This is a genomic window from Streptomyces sp. NBC_00433 (genome assembly GCA_036015235.1).
In the GTDB taxonomy this organism is placed as follows: Bacteria; Actinomycetota; Actinomycetes; order Streptomycetales; family Streptomycetaceae; genus Actinacidiphila.
In genome coordinates, this window is the sequence record CP107926.1 from 2,246,678 (window position 1) to 2,264,970 (window position 18,293).

Here is an 18,293-nt window from a genome sequence, read left to right on the forward strand (position 1 = left end):
TGGGCGCCCAGGGCTGATGCGTTCTCAGCAGGTGGTCTTGAGGAGTGTGGTGGCATGGTCGGGGCGTGACCGGTAGTGGTCGGTTGCGGCGGCGATGTTGGTCCAGCCGGCTTGGCGCATGAGGGCGATGGCGAGGTTGCGCAGGGTTGCCATGGCGCGGGGTGCGCTGCCGGTGCGGATCTTGGAGGCGTCCTCGGCGAACGTCACGTCTCTCACGTGGTGCAGGGCTTCCACAGACCAGTGGCCCTGGACGAGTTCGGCCAGGCGGGTGGGGTCGGCCTGGCCGGGGGTGAGGCTGGTGACGGCGTAGACGGTCTTCGTCTGGACCTTGCCGGTCTTGGCGTTGACGCGGCGTCGCTTGATCTCGATGGCCTGGACGGCGTGCGGGAACAGCAGCCCGGCTTCGACGGTGCACACCTTCAGCCGCCGGACCTCGCGCCGTCCATGCGCGGCGGTGCGGGTGCGGTTCAGCAGCGGCATCTGCCGCCAGGGCAGGCGCCGCAGTTGCCGGCGCAGCTTCTTCTGGTTGCCCTTGACGACCAGGACGTAGTGCCCGCCGGCGGCGACGATCTTCTTCGCGGTCTTTCGCTGGGTGTGCATGGCGTCGGCGGTGACAACCACACCGTGCAGGTCGAAGCGGGCCAGGAGTGGGGCCATGGCCGGGATCTCGTTGCTCTTGGCCGCCACTTGGCGCTGGGCGATGACGGTCTGACTGCCGTGCAGGGCGGCGGCCAGCAGGTGTATCGCAGTCTTGCTGTCGGTGCGCGAGCCGCGCACCGTCTTGCCGTCCACCGCCAGTCCGACCAGGGCTTTGCCCTCCTCGACGGGATCGGCGGCGTGGCCGGAGAGCCAGGTTCCGACGGCGTCGTCCAGGGCGTCGCCGTCGATACGGGCGAGCAGTCGGCCGAGCGTGGAAGCGTTGGGCGTGGCGCGGGCGAGGCCGAGTCCGGCGCGGACCTGCGGGTCGGCGTCGGCAGCGTAGCGGGCGATCTGCGCGAGGGAGCGGGCTCCGCCGAGCACCGCCGTCAGGCACAGGGCCAGCAGCACGCCGATGCGGTAGCGGCGCCCGCGCACCCGGCGGGGATCGGGCACGGCGGCCAGCACCGCAGACAGCGAGGCCAGCTCGTGCGGTTCGATGGACGGGCAGGGCTCATTGCCGCCCTCGCAGTGGCGCGCGAGGACGTTGATCAAGGAGGATGACACGCGGACGCGACTCCAGGACGATCTTCGGTCTCAGAAGCCTTGATCATCTGGCGTCGCGTCTCTTGCTTCCACTCCAGCAAACCGCCTATAAGGCCCAGAGCCGACGAACCGCCCTATCCCACCAGCTGAGAACGCATCAGCCCTGGTCGAGCAGGCCATGGCAACCCTCAAGAACTGGCGGCTCCTGCGCAAGCTCCGATGCTCCACTACCCGGATCACCGCCCTCGTTCAAGCCGTGCTCACCCTGCATCTGGCCAGCTCAGACCGATGATGGAAAGGGCTCCGTGCCTGCCACGCTCTCCGGGCCGATCACCTGGCAGACGGTCATGAACCGGACGCCCACCAACTACGCCGAATCCCTGGGGTCGGAGGCGAGCTTCGTTGCGTTCGTGACGGGCCAATCCCACCTCCTGCCCACCGTGACCTGCAGACTCAACACTCGCGGGGACTTTGGCACGCCCCTGCCCTTGATCGTGTTCAACGGAAGGCCAGCGCAACATGAAAACGTTCAAGCGAGCCCGTCTTCTGCAACCGCAGCGGACTGCCGAGATGCGCGCTGACCTGTGTGGATGGCAATTTAGGCACCCACAACGCTCCGCCGAGTGGGAAACATCCTGCGTGCATACGGAAATTCCCACTCGGCGGGCCGCAGTTCGGAGTCGGGTATTCTGCCGTGGCCGGGAGCCCGACGGCCAAGTCATAGGCCCCCGGCCTGGGTTACTTACCTCACGCCGAGTTCGATGGCTTCCATCGGGATGCTTTGGCCTACGGTTCCGACTAGGACGTCATTTCCCCAGACCCAGCCGGTCCAGCCGATGTCATGAAGGTGACCGTTAGCTCCGATTGTTCCACCAGTCGGCCGCCAGACTTCCACTGCCTGGATCGCGAGACTCTGGCCGGTGGTACCGATGGTGATGTCGCTGTCGCCAGAGGTGCACTGCGGCGTCTGCCACCCCAGTTTCTGGATGTGCGCCTGCGCACAGACCGTTCCCACGCCGGCCACGCCGATCCGCAGGGCTTCCAGGCGCAGTGACTGTCCCGTGGTTCCCGCAACTTCGCCGTTGCACACCACGCTCTGCCACCCCACCTTCTGGACGTGTGCCTGGTAGCAGATAGCGCCACCTGACAGGGCCTCGGCGCTGTTGGCGAGGCTCGTGGCGGTGTTGTTCACCGGCGCGGCGGAGGCCGAGGCGGCGCCGGTTGCCATGCCGCCCACTGTAAATGCAGCAACAGCTATGGCTGTCGACAGATGTTTGAACATCAAAGTTCCCCCTGATCGTGCTGATTGTTGGTTGAAATCCGACTGCAACTCTGTTCCGTTCCGTCCCCCTTCCCCAGGTCCCAGGAGCAGCCACCCCTGAGCGCCGTCACCACCACCGATGCCGGCAGGTGACTCGGCTGTAGTGAGGATGCGCCCGACAACCACGCCCCGTCATTGACGGAGCGTCTCGGCTTTGCGTCTCAGCACCAATCGGCACCTGGCCGAATGGTCAGTGAGCGCTGTGGCGGTACTGGGTCCTCCCCCTGAGTGGTGGACACGCTGATACTGGATCTGCTTGATCCGGAGGAAGCGAGAAGACCGCCGATGGCGATGAAGGACTACTCGGACGAGTTCAGGGCCGATGCCGTGGCCCTGTACGAGTCCACACCCGGGGCGATCTACAAGAGCATCGCCGCTGACCTGGGGATCAACAGGGCGACCCTGCGGGAGTGGGTGCTGCGGGACCGCGAACGCCGTGGCATCACCGCCGCGGCTGCGAAGCCGGGCGCCCAGCCCCGGGAGGCCGTGCCGTCCGCTGATCCGCACGAGCGGGTCCGACAGCTGGAGGCCCGGGTGGCCGAGTTGGAGGCAAGTGAGCGCAAGCTCGCCACCGAGCGGGACATCCTCCGCAAGGCGGCCAAGTATTTCGCCGGAGAGACGAACTGGTGAGGAGCCGCTTCCAGTTCGTTGACGACCATCGCAACACCTACGAGGTGAAGCGGCTCTGCCAGGTCCTGGACGTGAACCGGTCCAGCTACTACAAGTGGCTCGCCGGCGCCGAGGCCCGGGCCACCCGGCAGCGGGAGGACCGGGTCCTGGCCGAGGAGATCCGTCAGATCCACGGCGAGTCCGGCGGCGCCTACGGCTCCCCGCGAATCACGGCCGAGCTCCGCGAGAAAGGGCGGCGGGTCAACGAAAAGAGGATCGCCCGGGTCATGCGAACGTTCTCCATCACCGGCATCCGCCTGCGCAGACGCGTGCGCACCACCGTCCCGGACCCGGCAGCCTCACCGGTCCCAGACCTGTTCCAGCGGGACTTCACCGCCACCGAGCCGGGTCGCAAATACATGGGCGACATCACGTATCTCCCGCTCGCAGGCGGGGAGTTCCTCTATCTCGCGACCGTGCTGGACTGCTTCAGCCGCAAGGTCGTCGGCTGGTCCATCGCCGACCACATGCGCACCGGCCTGGTCACCGACGCACTGCGGATGGCAGCCTCGACCCGCGGCCGCCTGGACGGCGCAGTGTTCCACTGCGACCACGGAGCGCAATACGGATCCCGGGCCTACGCCGGCCTCTGCGACCAACTCGGGGTCACCCGCTCGATGGGCGCGATCGGCACCAGCGCCGACAACGCGGCCTGCGAAAGCTTCCACGCCTCCCTCAAACGCGAGACCCTCCAGGGCGCCACCGACTACGGCGACTCCGACACCTGCCGCAGAACCGTCTTCGCCTGGCTGACCCGCTACAACACCCGCCGCCGGCACTCCGCCAACGGCCACCTCAGCCCCAACGAATACGAACACCGACACCACACCGCTAAACTCACACTCGCCGCGTGATCAATAACCGCGTGCCCACCTTCACGGGGGAAGGCCCCCTGCCAGGTGCGGCGGCCTCCGCACTGCCGACCAGCGCCGGTGCCATCCCGACGACCACACCCGTCACGACAAGCGCCGCCAGTAACCTTCCGCCGCGTCTGTGCTTTCCCCCAACAACCACGCGTTCTCCCCCTCGCGTCCACGAAAAATACCGCCAAAGCCATCAGTGCCTGCCGCCTCTGCGCCCCATGGCCCCGTTCCGCCCCCCATACGGACACCGCCGGCCTTTGGCAGCGCCGTACGCGTCGGGCTACCCCGTTCATCTGGCGGGTTCCGCCCGCCCCTCCCCCGGCCCCAGGAGCAGCCGCCCCTGAGCGCCGTCACCCCACCGATGCAGGCGGTTGCCTCGGCTGTAGTGAGGATGCGCCCGACGACCACGCCCCGTCATTGACGAAGCGTCTCGGCTTTGCGTCTCAGCGCCATCGGCACCCCGGCCGAAGGGTCAGTGAGCGCTGTGGCGGTAGTCGCGCGGTGTAGTGCCGTAGGCGGCACGGAAGCTGCGGGTGAAGGTCGTGTGGTCCTTGAAGCCGTAGCGGGCCGCGATGGTGTGGATGGTGACGTCCGCCGTGGAAGTGCCGGCCAGTTCGCGGCGGGCGGCCTCCAGGCGCTCTGTGCGGATATAGGCGGCGACCGTCACGCCTTCGGCTTGGAACAGGCGGTGAAGGTGGCTGAGGGATATGAAATGCGCAGCGGCGACACTGCTCGGCGTCAGGTCCGCGTCCCACAGATTGCGCCGGATGAAGGCCTTCACCTCCAGCGCGAGATTGCGCGTGCGGGTCTCCGGAGGAAGAAGCTTCTCAGCATCCAGCGCCCGCGCGAACAGCGCAGTGACCAGGTCGGTGAGCACCTGCCCCAGCCGGAACGCCTCGGCCGGCGCATAACTGCTGGTGTCGCGGGCCGCCTGGGTGAGGAATTGCGCCAACAGGGCACCGACGCCGTCACGGCCGGACAGTGCCTGCCCGACGACCTGTTGCATCCGGCTCCACGGCAGGCCCAGCGACGTCCTAGGCACCTCGACGCCGATCATCTCGTGCTGCCCGGGGAGGCAGTGGATGACGTAGGGCACCGACGTGTGGTTGGTGTGGAAATCGGATGGGCCGAGGGCCGTCTCAGCCCGGTCCCACTGAGCCACGCCCTCCCCGCGCAGCACGAGCGTGAGGTGGCAGCTCTCCGGATCGGACTGCCTCACGAGCCTTGGGGGCCGGTGCCAGGTCACGTGCGGATAGGTGGCGGGCCACAACATGGCCTCACCAAGATTGAACTGGCGCAGCGTCGCACGGAAATCGTCGGCGAATTCGCTGGTCAGATTCACTGGTGCGTGCGTCTGACCCATGAGCTGCTGCCAGACATCGAACCGGTCGGCCACCGGTAAGTCCACAGTGCGGAAAACCTTCACGTCCACCACTAAGATCAACCCCCACAACCCCGTGTGTAACACTCCCCCGGCCCACTCGCGTCGCGCCAGTGGACCCCACTACAAGACCTGTACACGGCGATGACTACTTCACAAGAGGAGGCTTTCGGCCGCCTGCAGAATCTCCTACGGGCAGGCACTGGCGCGAGATGCACTAAATGCAGCCACAACCTAAACCACCTCTCTCAACCGCGGGCACAGCGCACCGACCGCCCCAAGTGAAGCTTCGACGTGACCATGAAATGTACGCATCATTTTTGGGGAGCGACATCCCTTTGAGGTGGATCTGAGGTCTCAGCAGACCGTTTCAGGCCATCTACGTTGACCTGAAACGGAATGGATCCCCCCGGAACATTGAGTGTGGCCAGGTACGTGTTTTCGGACGTGCACCCTGACCAGGGGGCGAGAGCGGATCAACGCCGGTCTCGCACGGGGTGCGATCACTCGCGCCTGTGACGGGCGACGCCTCCGATCAACCGTCCGGCGTATGGCGGTCGTAGCGGGTTGGACCTGATCCGAGGGTTGCTCCCGGCGTCCGGGATGGTTGCCGCCACACGGTCCTCCCATGTCTGGAAAGATTCCGTCATGCTGGCTGCCCCATCACTCGCGGACGGTCTGGCGCTCTCCTGGTGAACAGGCATCCGTACGGGACAACGAGAGTCGCCCGCAAAGCCGGTGCCCCGATCTTGGGATGCCGCCCAGCGATGTCCTGCTCCACCTCGGCGGCACGCACTGCGAGACTCGGATGAACCCCCACTGCTCGGCGATGCTCGTGTCGGTGAGCGCGCGGCGGCTGAACCAGTGCTTCCTCCTCGTGACGTCTCACATCGACCGGGCATTTCACCTCTGGAAAAGCTCAAATCGCTGGACGCAGTACGGCGGCCCGTGGCATAGGGCGTTCTCAATGCGCGTGGATTCCATTTGCGCCATTCTTCCGCACATTTCAACTTACCTGCGAGCAGCGAGACTTCACAGGTGGGATCCTGCGGTGTGTGCGCTGCTCCTGGAGCAGTCGCGGTTCACTCCCATTGATCGCAAGGGATTTCCTACACGGATTGAGGGTGCAACCAGAAATGCTGGACGTGAAAGAGTTCAACAGCGTACATCTGCCCGTTGGTGACAGGTTTGATGCATTTCAGCAACTCCTGCGCCAGGCGCATGCACCGATCTACCTGACGAGCGACTTTGCGGCGGACTTCAAAGGCACGCTGCGGCAGTTCTACCTGGGCGATGTCGAGTTGTGGCAGGCAACATTCCCGCAGTTGACATTTCGTCGCACGCCTGGACTCGTGCGGCAGTCCGACCCGGAGCGTTGCAACCTCGCGCTCATTGTGCAGGGTGGAGGCCATGTCCGACGGGGTCGGACGGAGACGGTCCTCAAGCAGTATGACATTCACACGAATCATACGTCGGCGCCCTTTGATATCACCACTCGCCGTGGACCGGTCGGCATAATTGGCGTCGAGGTGCCCAGAGCGTCCCTGGGCCTTCGATGGGAACGATTGCAGCAGGTCGTCGGGCAGGGTATGTCCGGCCGAGAGGGCGTCGGCGCACTGTTGGCGCAATTCCTCACTCAGGTGGTCGGGGACACCGAACATTACGCGCCGGTCGAGGCACCGCGACTGGGCCAAGTCCTCACCGATCTGGTCACCACGCTGTTCGCACGGGCGCTGGACACTGAAGAGCACCTTCCTCCGGAGACCCGCACACGCAACCTTGCCTTGGAGGTGAAGGCCTTCGTCAGGCGCAACCTGACGAACGCCGACCTCTCCCCGAGCAGTATTGCGGCTGCGCACCAGATCTCCCGCAGCCACCTGCACCGCCTCTTCCAAGCCGAAGGTGTGACGGTGGCCGCATACATTCGCACCCAGCGCCTGGAGGCGGCCCGCCGCGACCTGGCCGACCCCACCAGGGCAGCCGTTCCCCTCCACGCGATCGCCGCTCGCTACGGCTACAAAGACCACACCACCTTCACCCGCAACTTTCGCGCCGCCTTCGGTATCACCCCACGCGAATACCGCCAAGAGGCCGCACCACGGGGCCATGACCCCGAACCCTAGGCGCGGGCTATACGTCTGTTGTCAGCGTATTTGGTGCTTTTGTGGTGGCTGTCTCGTAGGCGATCGGGCTGCGGTGTCCGAGGCGGGGCGCAAATGCTACCCGGGTTGAGATTTTGGAATGGAATCACCACTTCCACATCCGTGGCGCGCAGGCCGCCGACCATCGGCCGGACCTGCGTTGCGAGCCCGCAACTGCCCGCTCCCCGGAAAGGGGGTTCGCCGCGCTCGCGCAGCAGCTCAGGGGTGGCGGTACTCCTGCACGCGTAAGGCTTCTGGCATATTCCTATGGAATTACAGGCCGGTCGGGGGCGACTACTCGCAAGAGGAAAGGGTTGAGCAGACGCGTCGGCGCGCTGTTGGCGCCGACCTCCGCCGCCTTCGTCACGCGGCCGGAGTTCGGCGCCAACGGGCTCCCGACATGCGCCTGTGCCCGCAGCCGACGACTGTCGGGCTCCCCTGCGACGGTCGTGGCTCGCGGCGGGCCGGCTTCCCGGTTTACGGCGCGGTGTCGGTGAGCTCGTGCGGGGCGGTGCTGAGGACGGCCTTCACCCGTGCGATGGTCACTCCGGTGGCCTGTGCGATGTCTCGTGGGGAGGCCTGCCGAAGGTCCGGGCCTACCGCGGTATTCAGGCAGTACTGGGCATCGCCATCCAGGCCCTGTCCAACTGGCTGTCCCCGCTCGGTGAAGCGGATCAGTGGGCAGAGTGAAGCAGTTGGCGTACCTCGTGCTCCTCAGGGGATCCGAGTGCAGCAAAGACGTTCAAGGCTTCCTGCCAGCAGGTTCGGGCGCGCAGCGGTTGGTTCGTGCCCGCAAGCGCCTTTCCGAGTGCGGTGAGGGCATTGGCGATCCGCCATCCACCTCCCAAGTCTCGGAGGATGACGAGCGCCTGCTCGATGTACGAGGCCGCCAGCTGTATCCGTCCGGCCTTCATATGCACCTCACCGAACCGGTAGAGCGCCATGCCTTCCCAGAACTGCTGCCGGGTTTCGCGGAATATCTCCAGCGCCTGGGCCAGGCAGGTCAGTGCCTGGTCCAGGTGGCCTGCGGAGGTCAGTGCGATGCTCAGTGCGTACAAGACGTTGCCGAGCCGGAGACTGGTGCCCAGCTCCCGGTGAATGGCCAGGGCCTGCCGACACGTAGCGACCGCTGTGTCCGGGTCGCCCAGGTTCAGCTGTGCTCGTGACAGATTGCAGAGTGCCGCTGACTCGCCGTGCCGGATGCCGTAGGTGCGGAACGCCTTCAGAGCGGTGGCCATGAACTCGGCGCCGTCCTGGTAGCGACGGTCCTTGTACGCCACCAGGCCTCGCACGTTGGTCGCGTGGCCGACGGCCAGAGGGTCCTTCGCGGCGAGTGCGGCAGTATGGGAGTGCTGGGCTTCTTCGTCGGATTCCGGAAACCGACTCTGCATATAAAGCAGTTCCGCGCACAGCAGCCTGGCGCGGGCTTCTGCCAGAGTGTCGCTGCGCTTCTGCGCAGCGCAGACCAGAGCGCGTACCGCCTGCTCGTAGTGCCCTGCGAAGGCCCCGAGTTCAAGGTGCTCATGGATGACGAAGAGCAGGTCGACCGCTTGGCGTACCGTGTCACGGTCGCTGTTGCCGGCGGCCTGGTGCGCGGCGCTGATCAGTCCCCGGGCCTCCGACAGCAACCATTCCAGGGCTTCTTCGCCAGTGGTGAAGGACAGCCCTGGACGGCTGGTGGGCGCCACGAAGGCCAGGACGCCGTCACCGGGGATTTCTAGTTCGAAGGCGTGGGCGGCCGAGGCCAGATAGAAGTCGAGCAGTCGGGATAGGGCCTGGCAGCGCGCCTCCGGGGTTTCGTCGTCTTCGGCGCGTTCGCGGGCGTACAGGCGCAGCAGGTCGTGGAAACGGTAGCGGGCAGGGGCGGCGGATTCGATGAGGCTGATGTCGACCAGGGATTCGAGGAGTTCTTCGGCGGCGCCGGGGCCCAGGTCCAGAACGGCCGCGGCGGCATCAAGGGAGCTGTCGGGGACGTCGGGCAGCGACAGCAGGCGGAAGGCGCGGGCCTGGGTGGGAGACACGTGGCCATAGCCGAGAGCGAAGGTCGCCTCCACCGCCAGATCGCCAGCGCGTAGCTCGTCCAGACGGCCGCGGTGGTCGGCGAGCTTGTCGGCCAGGACGGAGACGGTCCAGGCGCGGCGTGCGGCCAGGCGGGCGGCGGCGATCCGGATCGCCAGCGGCAGGAAACCGCAGGCGCCGACCACGTCCAGGGCGGCGCGGCGATCGGACCGTACCCGCTGCTCACCGACGATCTTAGTGAAGAGGAGCAGTGCCTCCTCCGGAGACATGACCTCCAGGTCGACCATGCGGGCGCCAGCCAGTCCCGTCATCCGCGCTCGGCTGGTCACGAGCGCCGCGCACCCGGGTGCTCCGGGCAGGAGCTGGCGGATCTGGGCGGCGTCGTAGGCGTTGTCCAGTAAGGCGAGGACGCGGCGGCCGTTCAGGGTGGAGCGGTACAGCGCGGCGCGTTCGGCGAGCGACTCGGGAATGGCCGCACTCGGTATGCCCAGCGCCCGCAGGAACGACGCGAGTACGGCCTCGGGATCGGCTGGCCGAGGGTCGGTGCCCTGCAGATCGACGTACAGCTGCCCGTCGGGGAAGTCCTGCCGCACCGCGTGCGCGACATACACCGCGAGCGTCGTCTTGCCCACGCCGCCGATCCCCACCACCGCTGACAACACAACGGCATTGCCGTCCAGGGAAGCTTCGGCCAGCTGCTCGCCCAGCACCCGCCCCGCCTCTGCCCTGCCGGTGAAATCCGCGACGCTCGCCGGAAGCTGCGCCGGGATCACCGTCCGTAGCGCTGCCGGCCCGGTTGCACTCGGCGCAGCGAGTGCCGGGTCGGCCTTCAGGATGCTCTGGTGGAGGGCGCTGAGCTGTGCGGACGGGGTGATTCCGAGCTCGTCGGCGAGCCGGCGGCGGGTGCCGGCGTACGCGTCCAGAGCCTCGGCCTGCCGCCCGCTGCGGTACAGGGCGAGCATGATCTGGCCGGCCACGCGTTCGTCCCACGGGTACTGCGTTGCGCGAGCCGACAGGCTCGGGAGCAGTTCCGCGTGTCGGCCACAGCGCAACGCGCGGTCGGCGTGGTCGAGTTCAGCCGCCAGTCGTTCGTTGTCCAGGGTGACGCGTAGACCCGTCACCCACGGCGTGTCCAGACCGGACAGCGGCTCGCTCCGCCACAACGCCAAAGCCCGTTCGAACAGTTCGAAGGCCTGCTGATCGTTGCGCACGGCCCGAGCCTGGGTCACCAGGCGGCGGAATTGATGCAGGTCCACCGCCTGATCATCAACGGCAAGCACATAGCCGCCCGAGCGGCGATCCAGGAGGACATCGTCACCGGCAGCGCGCAGCGCTGCGCGAAGCCTGGACAGGTAGTTGTACACCGTCTCCCGCCCGCGTTTAGGACAGTGCTCGCCCCACACCCGGTCGAGCAATTGGTCCGTGGACACGAGGCGGTTGGCCTCCACCAGCAGGACTCCCAGCACCGCGCGCTGTCTCGGATGCCCCAGATCGACCGGCACGCCGCCGACCTGAGCCTCGACACCGCTGAGTAATCGGAACCTGACCGCCATCACAACCCCCACCACAGTCGCTTGCACCCGGTATACCGCTTTGGCCTGCGAACGTTAGGTTCTTCACACGGTTTCCGCACGATCGGCCCCCCACTGTGTTCCGCAGGGTCCGCGCGCGTTCCGCTCGACCACGTGGACCCCCGCACCCCCACGGCAACCCGGCCGGCAGGGGGCGAACAACTCCCAAGGAGACCGCAAAATGACAATCCGTAACCGTTTCGCCGTGGCAGCGACCGCCGCCGCGCTCGCCGGCGGCCTGGCCGTGGCCACGCCCGTGGCCCACGCCGACAACGTCGCCGCCGTTCGACACACCGCCGCCGTCGCTACGGTGGTTCCGTCCACGGCCCACGCGAAGACGCACACCATCTGGCACGCAAAGTTCAAGCCTCGTCACGCCACCTGGACCTCCGGAGCCTTCGGCGTCCGCAGGTACAACGTGACCGTCAAGTACCGGTGCTGGAACGGCGGCGATGGCACCAAGGCCAAGGCGAAGATCGTCGAGTCCGACTACCCCTACCGCACCCTTGGCACCCACTCGTACTCCACCTGCAGTGGCCACACGTGGCACTTCAAGAGCACCAAGGTCAAGCCGAATACGCCCTACAAGATCGTCATCACGCAGAACCACGGCCGTACCCACACTGAAGAGGTGTGGGTCCGACAGTCCTACTGAACGCCAGGAAGCTGGCGTGAAAGAGCTGGCCGGGCGCCGCGGTGCCCCGGCCAGCTCGTCAGATCCACCGGGTTATAACAGCCAACCGCTCAAGCGAGTTCTTAGAGGGCGTTTGATGTGACCGAGTTGCCACTTATATTCTAGTAGGTTCCTCGCCAGGTTGGCGTAGTCTCGTCCGTTATGCGCTTGGCGAGGTTGTCGATCGAAGCGAGGTGGATCATGGCTTCGGAGCTGGCGGCGAGGGTCTCGTAGTCACGGGCAAGACGTCTGTGCGTCATGATCCAGCCGATACTCCGCTCCACCACCCACCGCCTTTTCAGGACGTGAAATCCGCGCGTTCCTGGGTTTTTGTCGATGACTTCGACATCGACCCCGAGTTTCGCGCCGTGTTCGACGACGGCCTTCTTGAATCCGGTGTCGACCCAGCTCTTAGTGATGGTTGGGTACGTGTTTTTCGCCTTGTCGAGGAGGCGTATTCCCAGGGCGTTTTCGGAGAGGCTGGCGGCGGTGACGGTCACGGCGAGGATCAGGCCGATCGTGTCGGTGAGGACGCCTCGCTTCCGGCCCACGATCTTCTTGGCGGCATCCGTTCCTTGGCTGGTCACGGGTACGTTGGTGGAGGTTTTGATGCTCTGGGTGTCGATGATGGAGGATGTCGGCTCGGGCTTCCGGCCTTCCTTCACGCGGGCCAGGGCGGTGAGGTCGTAATTGAGTTGGGCGAAGATCCCCTCGTCGCGCCAGGCGGCGTAGTAGAAGTAGACGGTGCCGTGGCCGGGGAAGTCATGGGGCCTGTACCGTCAGCGGTGTAAACCGGGTCTGTCCAGCGACTGGTGTAACTGGGTTTGTGTGGGTTAGCGGCGGCCGATGGAGAGTCGGCCGTCGAAGGCGATGTCGAAGGCTTGGAGTGCGGGCTTCCATCGCATGGTCCAGCGTTTGCGTCCCTGGCCGGTGGGGTCCAGGCTCATGACGGCCATGTAGACGCACTTCAGGGCGGCTTGCTCGTTGGGGAAGTGCCCGCGGGCGCGGACGGCCTTGTGTATGCGGGCGTTGACCGACTCGATGGCGTTGGTGGTGCAGACGACCCGGCGGATCTCCGCGTCGAACTGGAGGAAGGGCACGAACTCGGCCCAGGCGTTCGACCAGAGCCGCACGATCGCGGGGTATTTGGTGCCCCATTCCTCCTGGAATTCCAGGAACCTCTCCTCGGCCGCGTCCGAGGTCGGGGCGGTGTAGATCGGCTTGAGCGCGCGGGAGATATTGTCCCAGTCCTGGCGGGCCGCGTAGCGGAACGAGGCCCGCATGAGGTGCACGACACAGGTTTGCGTGATCGCCTGCGGCCAGACCGTCCCGATCGCGTCGGGCAGGCCTTTCAGCCCATCGCAGACGACCATGCACACGTCCTCGACACCGCGGTTGCGGATCTCGGTCAGTACCTGGAGCCAGTACTTGGCTCCTCGCCGCCGTCGCCGGCCCACAGGCCGAGGATGTCGCGGGTGCCGTCGACGGTGACTGCGAGGGCGACGTAGATCGGCCGGTTGGCGACCTGCCCGTCACGCACCTTGGTTCTGTCGACGATCTTGTGATGTGGCTGGGTGCGTTCATCGGGTGAGGAGGACACGCTTGCGCAGGAGGTCGAGGCCGGCGCGTCCGAACATCTGCCGTTTGAGCATCTTGAGACGGTTGATGTTCCCTTCGACTGCGCCGGAGCTGTAGGGCAGGGTCAGCCCGTTGCGGACGGCGTCGTGGTCACGGCGGAGGTTGCGGGCGAACGACGCGATCGGGGTGAGGCTGTCGGTTTCGACGGTGTGGATCCACTCGTCGAGGTGGTCGCCTTCGCGGTGGGTCAGCATCATCGCGAACGCCCGGACGTGGCAGGTGAGCCTGTCGAGATCCTTGTTGCGGGACCGGAGGACGGCGAGCCTGTCCGCGTTCGCGCCGTCGAGGTGGTCGGGGTGGGTGGTGATCCACGTGGTGACCTCGCGGACCGACGGGGGCTTGGGGCCTGGGGCCGGCATGTGGCCGCGGTGTGAACGGTAGCGCCGCAGGTGCCGCTGGACCGCCAGTTCGCCGCCGGGGTAGCCGAGTTGCTGGATCTCCCGGAAGAGCTGGGCTGCGTTGCGGATGCCCTCGTTCCAGCGCCGGTGGAGGTGGCCGGTGTAGGGATCGACCAGGTGAGCGCGCTGCAGGGTCTTCGCCGTCAGTTCCTCGACGGTGGCGGCGTTGACGAGCTTGCGGACCGTCGCCTGGTGCAGGCCGAGCTTGCGGCCGATCGCTGCCTTGGACAGCCCCTGAGCCCACAACTCGTGGGCTGCCGCGTGCTGGGCTTCGAGCCTGGCCACGATCTTCAGTTCGGGGTGGGGCTTGATGGTGTCCGGCTCAGCTTCGAGTCCGTCGGGTGCGGGTTGCTGGGCCGGTTCGGCCAGGTGCGGCTGGAGCACGCTGACCGTCTTCTCGACCGCCTGGCACAGGTTCTGCCACAGGTGGAAACGGTCGGCGACCTGCACGGCCTGCGGGGCGCCCTGGCGCGATCCTTCGCCGTAGCCGCTGGAGCGGTCCCGGCAGATCACCCGGACTTCGGGGTGCAGCCGCAGCCAGGCGGCCAGGTCCTCACCCTCCCGGCCGTCGAAGAGGTGAAGCGGGCGATGGGTCGCCATGTCGATCAGCACGGTGCCGTAGTGGCGGCCCTTGCGGAACGCGAAATCGTCGACGCCGAGCACCTCCACGGCTCCGACGTCTGGCTCTGGCAGGGCTTTGACCAGCCTCAACAGGGTGTCCCTGCCGGTCGCAATGCCCGAGACCGCCGTCAGCCGGGCTCCAGCACGGCCGGCGAGGGCGAGCCCGATCCGCGCCAGCAGCCCGAGCAGCAACGGGGTGAAGCGACTGTGCGGCCTGGTCAGGCCCTGGACCTGCTCGGCGAACGTGACCGCCGGACAAGCCGGGTTCCGGCATCGAAATCGGCGAACCTGCAGCTCAACGATCACACCGACGCCGCCCACTGCAACGTCTCGAAGGCTACGGACATAGCGGCCGTGGACCCGACCAGACCACTGCCCGCACCGGCACCAGCCGCCCTCCACAGCCACCCGTGCCCTCAACACCACGGCAGCTGAGCCTCGTTCGACCTCGTCGACGACAAGCGCGGATAGATGCGGGAACAACTGCTGCAAGAGATCACGAGAACACGCGGTGCATGATCGCGAACCACGACGGCCTGACGCTTCGCCGTCCGCATCACAAGATCGTCGACAGAACCAAGGTCCGCGACGGGCAGGTCGCCAACCGGCCGATCTACGTCGCCCTCGCGGTCACCGTCGACGGCACCCGCGACATCCTCGGACTGTGGGCCGGCGACGGCGGCGAGGGCGCCAAATACTGGCTCCAAGTACTGACCGAGATCCGCAACCGCGGTGTCGAGGACGTCTGCATGGTCGTCTGCGACGGACTGAAAGGCCTGCCCGACGCCATCGGGACGGTCTGGCCGCAGACGATCACGCAGACCTGCGTCGTTCACCTCATGCGGGCGTCGTTCCGCTACGCGGCCCGCCAGGACTGGGACAAGATCTCCCGCGCGCTCAAGCCGATCTACACCGCACCCACCGTCGACGCGGCCGAAGAGCGGTTCCTGGAATTCCAGGAGGAATGGGGCACCAAATACCCTGCGATCGTGCGGCTCTGGTCGAACGCCTGGGCCGAGTTCGTGCCCTTCCTTCAGTTCGACGCCGAGATCCGCAGGGTCGTCTGCACCACCAACGCCATCGAGTCGGTCAACGCCCGCATACACAAGGCCGTCCGCGCCCGCGGTCACTTCCCCAACGAGCAAGCCGCCCTGAAGTGCGTCTACATGGCCGTCATGAGCCTGGACCCCACCGGCCAGGGACGCAAACGCTGGACCATGCGATGGAAGCCCGCACTCCAAGCCTTCGACATCGCCTTCGACGGCCGACTCTCCATCGGCCGCCGCTAACCCACACAAACCCAGTTACACCAGTCGCTGGACAGACCCGCTACCAGCCGTGCTGGAGCTGGGGCTGCCGAGGTGGCCGCGAATCACGGCCAGGCAGGTCCGGATCGATGGTCAGGGGTGAAGGCCGAGGTCGGCGGTGAGTGAGACGAGCGTTTCGTGGACCGTGGGTGCGGTCCGCATCTCAGCGGCGATCCGGCTGGCCGCCTTCCGGTACGACGGGTCGGCGAGAACGGTCTCGATGGCTGCTCGCAGGCGCGGAACGTCGGCGGGACCGGGCAGGCCCATGGCATCTGCGGGGCCGCCGGTGGGGAAGACAGCCAGTGCGGCGCCAGCTGCGTCGACGAGCCGCGCGTTGGTGGGCTGGTCGGCGAAGAGCGGCATGACGACCAGCGGGGTGCCGACCGCCAGCGCGCCATAGGTGGTGCCGGAGCCTCCGTGGCAGACCACTACCGAAGCGGCGGCCAGCACGTCCGGGGCCGAGACCCACTCCTCAACGTGGACATTGTCCGGCAGCGGTCCGATGGCGGACACGTCGGTGGCCCGGCCGCCGGAGAGCAGTACTCGCACAGGCAGCCCGGCCAGTGCCTCCACAGCCGCCCGGCATGCTGCAACGCCAGCCGGCATGCCTCCCGACACGGTGCCGAAGGTCACGTAAACGAGAGGGTCCGCGCAGGCGCCCCACCAATCGGGCAGCGCTTTCGATGCGGCGACCGGGTGGACGGTCTCCCGGAAACGGCGGGTCACGGAGTACGGGGACGGGTCCAGCAAGGCCGGGAAACGGGTCAGGTAAGGCGTCGCCTTCAGCCGCTCCACCAGGTGCTGGCCGTAGGGCTCCAACGCGGGTGCCGCGAGATCGAGCGAGTACGCCTCGATGTTCGCCGGCGAGGTCGCGACCTGGGCGTGCCGGATGCCGAGCCGTTCGGCGACCACCGTCGAGGCATATTCGCACGCATCGTGCAGCACCAGGTCGGGCCGCCACCGGCGGCATGCATCCTCAACGGCAGGAATCATTGCCGCAGTGCACAGCCGCCCGAACAGTTCCCGGTTGACCAGCACCGCTGCCTCTTCGCGGGATGCATAAGGCAGGCGGTCGCTGATCGCCGCCGTCTGGGCCTCTTCCGGCTCTGCCCCGGTCTGGAAAGGTATGCCCCTCTCCGTGAGCAGGCTCTCCAGCGGCGGCGGCACTACTGCAAGGACTTCGTCCCCACGAGCCATACAGACGTCGACGAAGGGCACCAGCGGGGTGAAGTGGCCCGTTCCCGCAGGCGAGGTGAAGAGTACGCGCATGGCCCGAGCCTAGGGAACCAGAGCATCGAGCGGGTGGCATTTTCGGCTCAACCGTACGCGCTCAGGCCCGTGCTGACGAAGCAGCCATCGACCAGGTCGGGGCGGTACTGGATCTGCTTGAGCTTGCGTTTCACCGCGCGGGTGACCTGGCTGAGGTCGGCTGCGGCAAGGTTGCCGATGTCGCGCTTGACCAGGGACCAGACGCCCTCCTGCGGGTTCAGGTCCGGGGCGTAGGTCGGTAGCTGGAAGACAGTGAGCCAAGCGGTGTTGGCCTCGAAGAACTCCCGCAGCGGCGCGACCAGGTGCATGCGCAGGTTGTCCCACACCAGGACGATGGGTCCGCCGAGCTGGGTATGGGCACGGACGATCAGGTCGCGGTAGTCCTTCCAGCCGAAGCCCTTCGGTTCGTCCTTGCGGCCCCGGTACTCGCGGATCGCGTAGATCAGCCGGGACCGCTCGCCACGCTTGTAGCAGGTCATCCCCGCCATGGAGACCCGGCCCGAGCCGCGTCCGCGCACGCGGACGACCGGGGTGATGCCCTGGCGGCCCCAGGTCCTGGCGCGCGGCGGTGTCATCGACTGGCCGGCCTCGTCCTCGAAGACCACCCAGGCGTTGTTCACCGCCGCGGTGCTCTTCCCCGCGGCCAGACCTCCCGCTTCCACAGCTCCACCGCGTCGTCGTCGCGTTCGATCCCGCGCCGGGCGGGCTGCTGCCAGGACCAGCCGTGCCGCCGCAGCAGCTGCCACGCGCCCTCCACGGTGTACGAGACGTGGAACAGGCGGCCGATCATCGTCTTCACCCGGGCCAGCGTCCACCGCTGGTCCGTCCAGCCGTGGGCCAGCGGGCCGCGCTCCAACTCCCGTTCCAATCTGGCTATCTGCGTGTCGGCCAGCCGTGGCCGGCCAGGCGATCCCTTCAACGCCACCCCGGCCACGCCCTCCTCGCGCCACTGGCGCCGCCAGCGTTCCACCGACCGCTCCGAGACCCGCAACGCGGCAGCGATCTCCCGGTTCTTCTCGCCAGCCTCGAAGCCAGTCACGGCCTGGAGCCGAATCCGCTCTCGCCCGGCCCTCTCGGCGTCGGTCAAGCCGCCGCCCTGCGGATATCTCACCCAACCGGGACTACCGAAGCCAACCGCACACTGTCCGGCGAACGGCCCGACATCACCCGATTAAGTTCAGTACTGACACGTCCTCGACCCGATCCTCAAAGGATGGCTGGCGAACGGCATCGAGAGCCT

Annotated in this window: 11 protein-coding genes and 4 pseudogenes; 5 read left to right on the top strand and 10 right to left on the bottom strand. The window is 66.9% G+C overall.

From position 1 onward, the window contains the following. Window positions 1-24: 24 nt before the first annotated feature. On the bottom strand, window positions 25-1,203 hold the full coding sequence (locus OG900_09130) for an ISAs1 family transposase (protein ID WUH90248.1): 1,179 nt from the start codon (window positions 1,201-1,203) through the stop codon (window positions 25-27). A gap of 139 nt (window positions 1,204-1,342) precedes the next feature. Between OG900_09130 and OG900_09135 the strand changes: the two are divergent. Then, a pseudogene (locus OG900_09135) lies at window positions 1,343-1,474 on the top strand (IS5/IS1182 family transposase). A 450-nt stretch (window positions 1,475-1,924) separates the two neighbouring features. On the opposite strand, the gene OG900_09140 reads toward OG900_09135, so the two are convergent. Continuing rightward, window positions 1,925-2,410 carry a hypothetical protein gene (locus OG900_09140; protein ID WUH90249.1) on the bottom strand — a complete coding sequence of 162 codons (486 nt, stop codon included), beginning with the start codon at window positions 2,408-2,410 and terminating at the stop codon, window positions 1,925-1,927. A gap of 378 nt (window positions 2,411-2,788) precedes the next feature. Here OG900_09140 and OG900_09145 point away from each other — a divergent pair. Beyond that, window positions 2,789-4,026 (top strand): IS3 family transposase gene (locus OG900_09145; protein WUH90250.1). Its coding sequence is split into 2 segments (ribosomal slippage): window positions 2,789-3,112 and window positions 3,115-4,026, totalling 1,236 coding nucleotides; the frame shifts between segments, so codons are not numbered across the junction. A gap of 481 nt (window positions 4,027-4,507) precedes the next feature. Here OG900_09145 and OG900_09150 read toward each other — a convergent pair. Next, the gene (locus OG900_09150; protein WUH90251.1) at window positions 4,508-5,467 is read right to left on the bottom strand and encodes an AraC family transcriptional regulator; all 960 of its coding nucleotides are present in this window, start codon (window positions 5,465-5,467) and stop codon (window positions 4,508-4,510) included. Window positions 5,468-6,552: 1,085 nt separating this feature from the next. Here OG900_09150 and OG900_09155 point away from each other — a divergent pair. Further along, window positions 6,553-7,539 (top strand): AraC family transcriptional regulator, encoded by a 987-nt coding sequence (locus OG900_09155; GenBank protein WUH90252.1) that lies wholly within the window; start codon window positions 6,553-6,555, stop codon window positions 7,537-7,539. A gap of 692 nt (window positions 7,540-8,231) precedes the next feature. Here the strand turns inward: OG900_09155 and OG900_09160 are convergent. Then, entirely contained in the window at window positions 8,232-11,129 is a 2,898-nt protein-coding gene (locus tag OG900_09160; protein ID WUH90253.1) for a tetratricopeptide repeat protein, read from the bottom strand. Window positions 11,130-11,328: 199 nt separating this feature from the next. On the opposite strand from OG900_09160, the gene OG900_09165 reads away from it, so the two are divergent. Continuing rightward, on the top strand, window positions 11,329-11,802 hold the full coding sequence (locus tag OG900_09165) for a hypothetical protein (GenBank protein WUH90254.1): 474 nt from the start codon (window positions 11,329-11,331) through the stop codon (window positions 11,800-11,802). 140 nt (window positions 11,803-11,942) lie between these two features. Here OG900_09165 and OG900_09170 read toward each other — a convergent pair. The 3 genes and pseudogenes from OG900_09170 to OG900_09180 form a co-directional block, all read right to left on the bottom strand. Next, window positions 11,943-12,599 (bottom strand): annotated as a pseudogene (locus OG900_09170) (IS5 family transposase). A gap of 54 nt (window positions 12,600-12,653) precedes the next feature. Then, a pseudogene (locus OG900_09175) lies at window positions 12,654-13,363 on the bottom strand (IS256 family transposase). 37 nt (window positions 13,364-13,400) lie between these two features. Beyond that, the gene (locus OG900_09180; protein ID WUH90255.1) at window positions 13,401-14,885 is read right to left on the bottom strand and encodes an ISL3 family transposase; all 1,485 of its coding nucleotides are present in this window, start codon (window positions 14,883-14,885) and stop codon (window positions 13,401-13,403) included. A gap of 170 nt (window positions 14,886-15,055) precedes the next feature. Here OG900_09180 and OG900_09185 point away from each other — a divergent pair. After that, a pseudogene (locus tag OG900_09185) lies at window positions 15,056-15,766 on the top strand (IS256 family transposase). A gap of 111 nt (window positions 15,767-15,877) precedes the next feature. Here OG900_09185 and OG900_09190 read toward each other — a convergent pair. The 3 genes from OG900_09190 to OG900_09200 are packed head-to-tail and all read right to left on the bottom strand — an operon-like array spanning window position 15,878 to window position 18,164. Next, window positions 15,878-17,053, bottom strand: a complete 1,176-nt coding sequence (locus OG900_09190; GenBank protein ID WUH90256.1) for a glycosyltransferase — start codon at window positions 17,051-17,053, stop codon at window positions 15,878-15,880. A gap of 47 nt (window positions 17,054-17,100) precedes the next feature. Then, window positions 17,101-17,715 carry a transposase gene (locus tag OG900_09195; protein WUH90257.1) on the bottom strand — a complete coding sequence of 205 codons (615 nt, stop codon included), beginning with the start codon at window positions 17,713-17,715 and terminating at the stop codon, window positions 17,101-17,103. Next, on the bottom strand, window positions 17,670-18,164 hold the full coding sequence (locus OG900_09200) for a winged helix-turn-helix domain-containing protein (protein ID WUH90258.1): 495 nt from the start codon (window positions 18,162-18,164) through the stop codon (window positions 17,670-17,672). The genes OG900_09195 and OG900_09200 overlap by 46 nt, the downstream gene beginning before the upstream one ends. Between the last annotated feature and the right edge of the window lie 129 nt (window positions 18,165-18,293).

Coding starts and splice junctions, on each gene's coding strand:
- OG900_09140 (WUH90249.1), bottom strand. CDS start 2,410: ATGGCAACCGGCGCCGCCTCGGCCTCCGCCGCGCCGGTGAACAACACC.
- OG900_09155 (WUH90252.1), top strand. CDS start 6,553: ATGCTGGACGTGAAAGAGTTCAACAGCGTACATCTGCCCGTTGGTGAC.
- OG900_09160 (WUH90253.1), bottom strand. CDS start 11,129: ATGGCGGTCAGGTTCCGATTACTCAGCGGTGTCGAGGCTCAGGTCGGC.
- OG900_09165 (WUH90254.1), top strand. CDS start 11,329: ATGACAATCCGTAACCGTTTCGCCGTGGCAGCGACCGCCGCCGCGCTC.
- OG900_09190 (WUH90256.1), bottom strand. CDS start 17,053: ATGCGCGTACTCTTCACCTCGCCTGCGGGAACGGGCCACTTCACCCCG.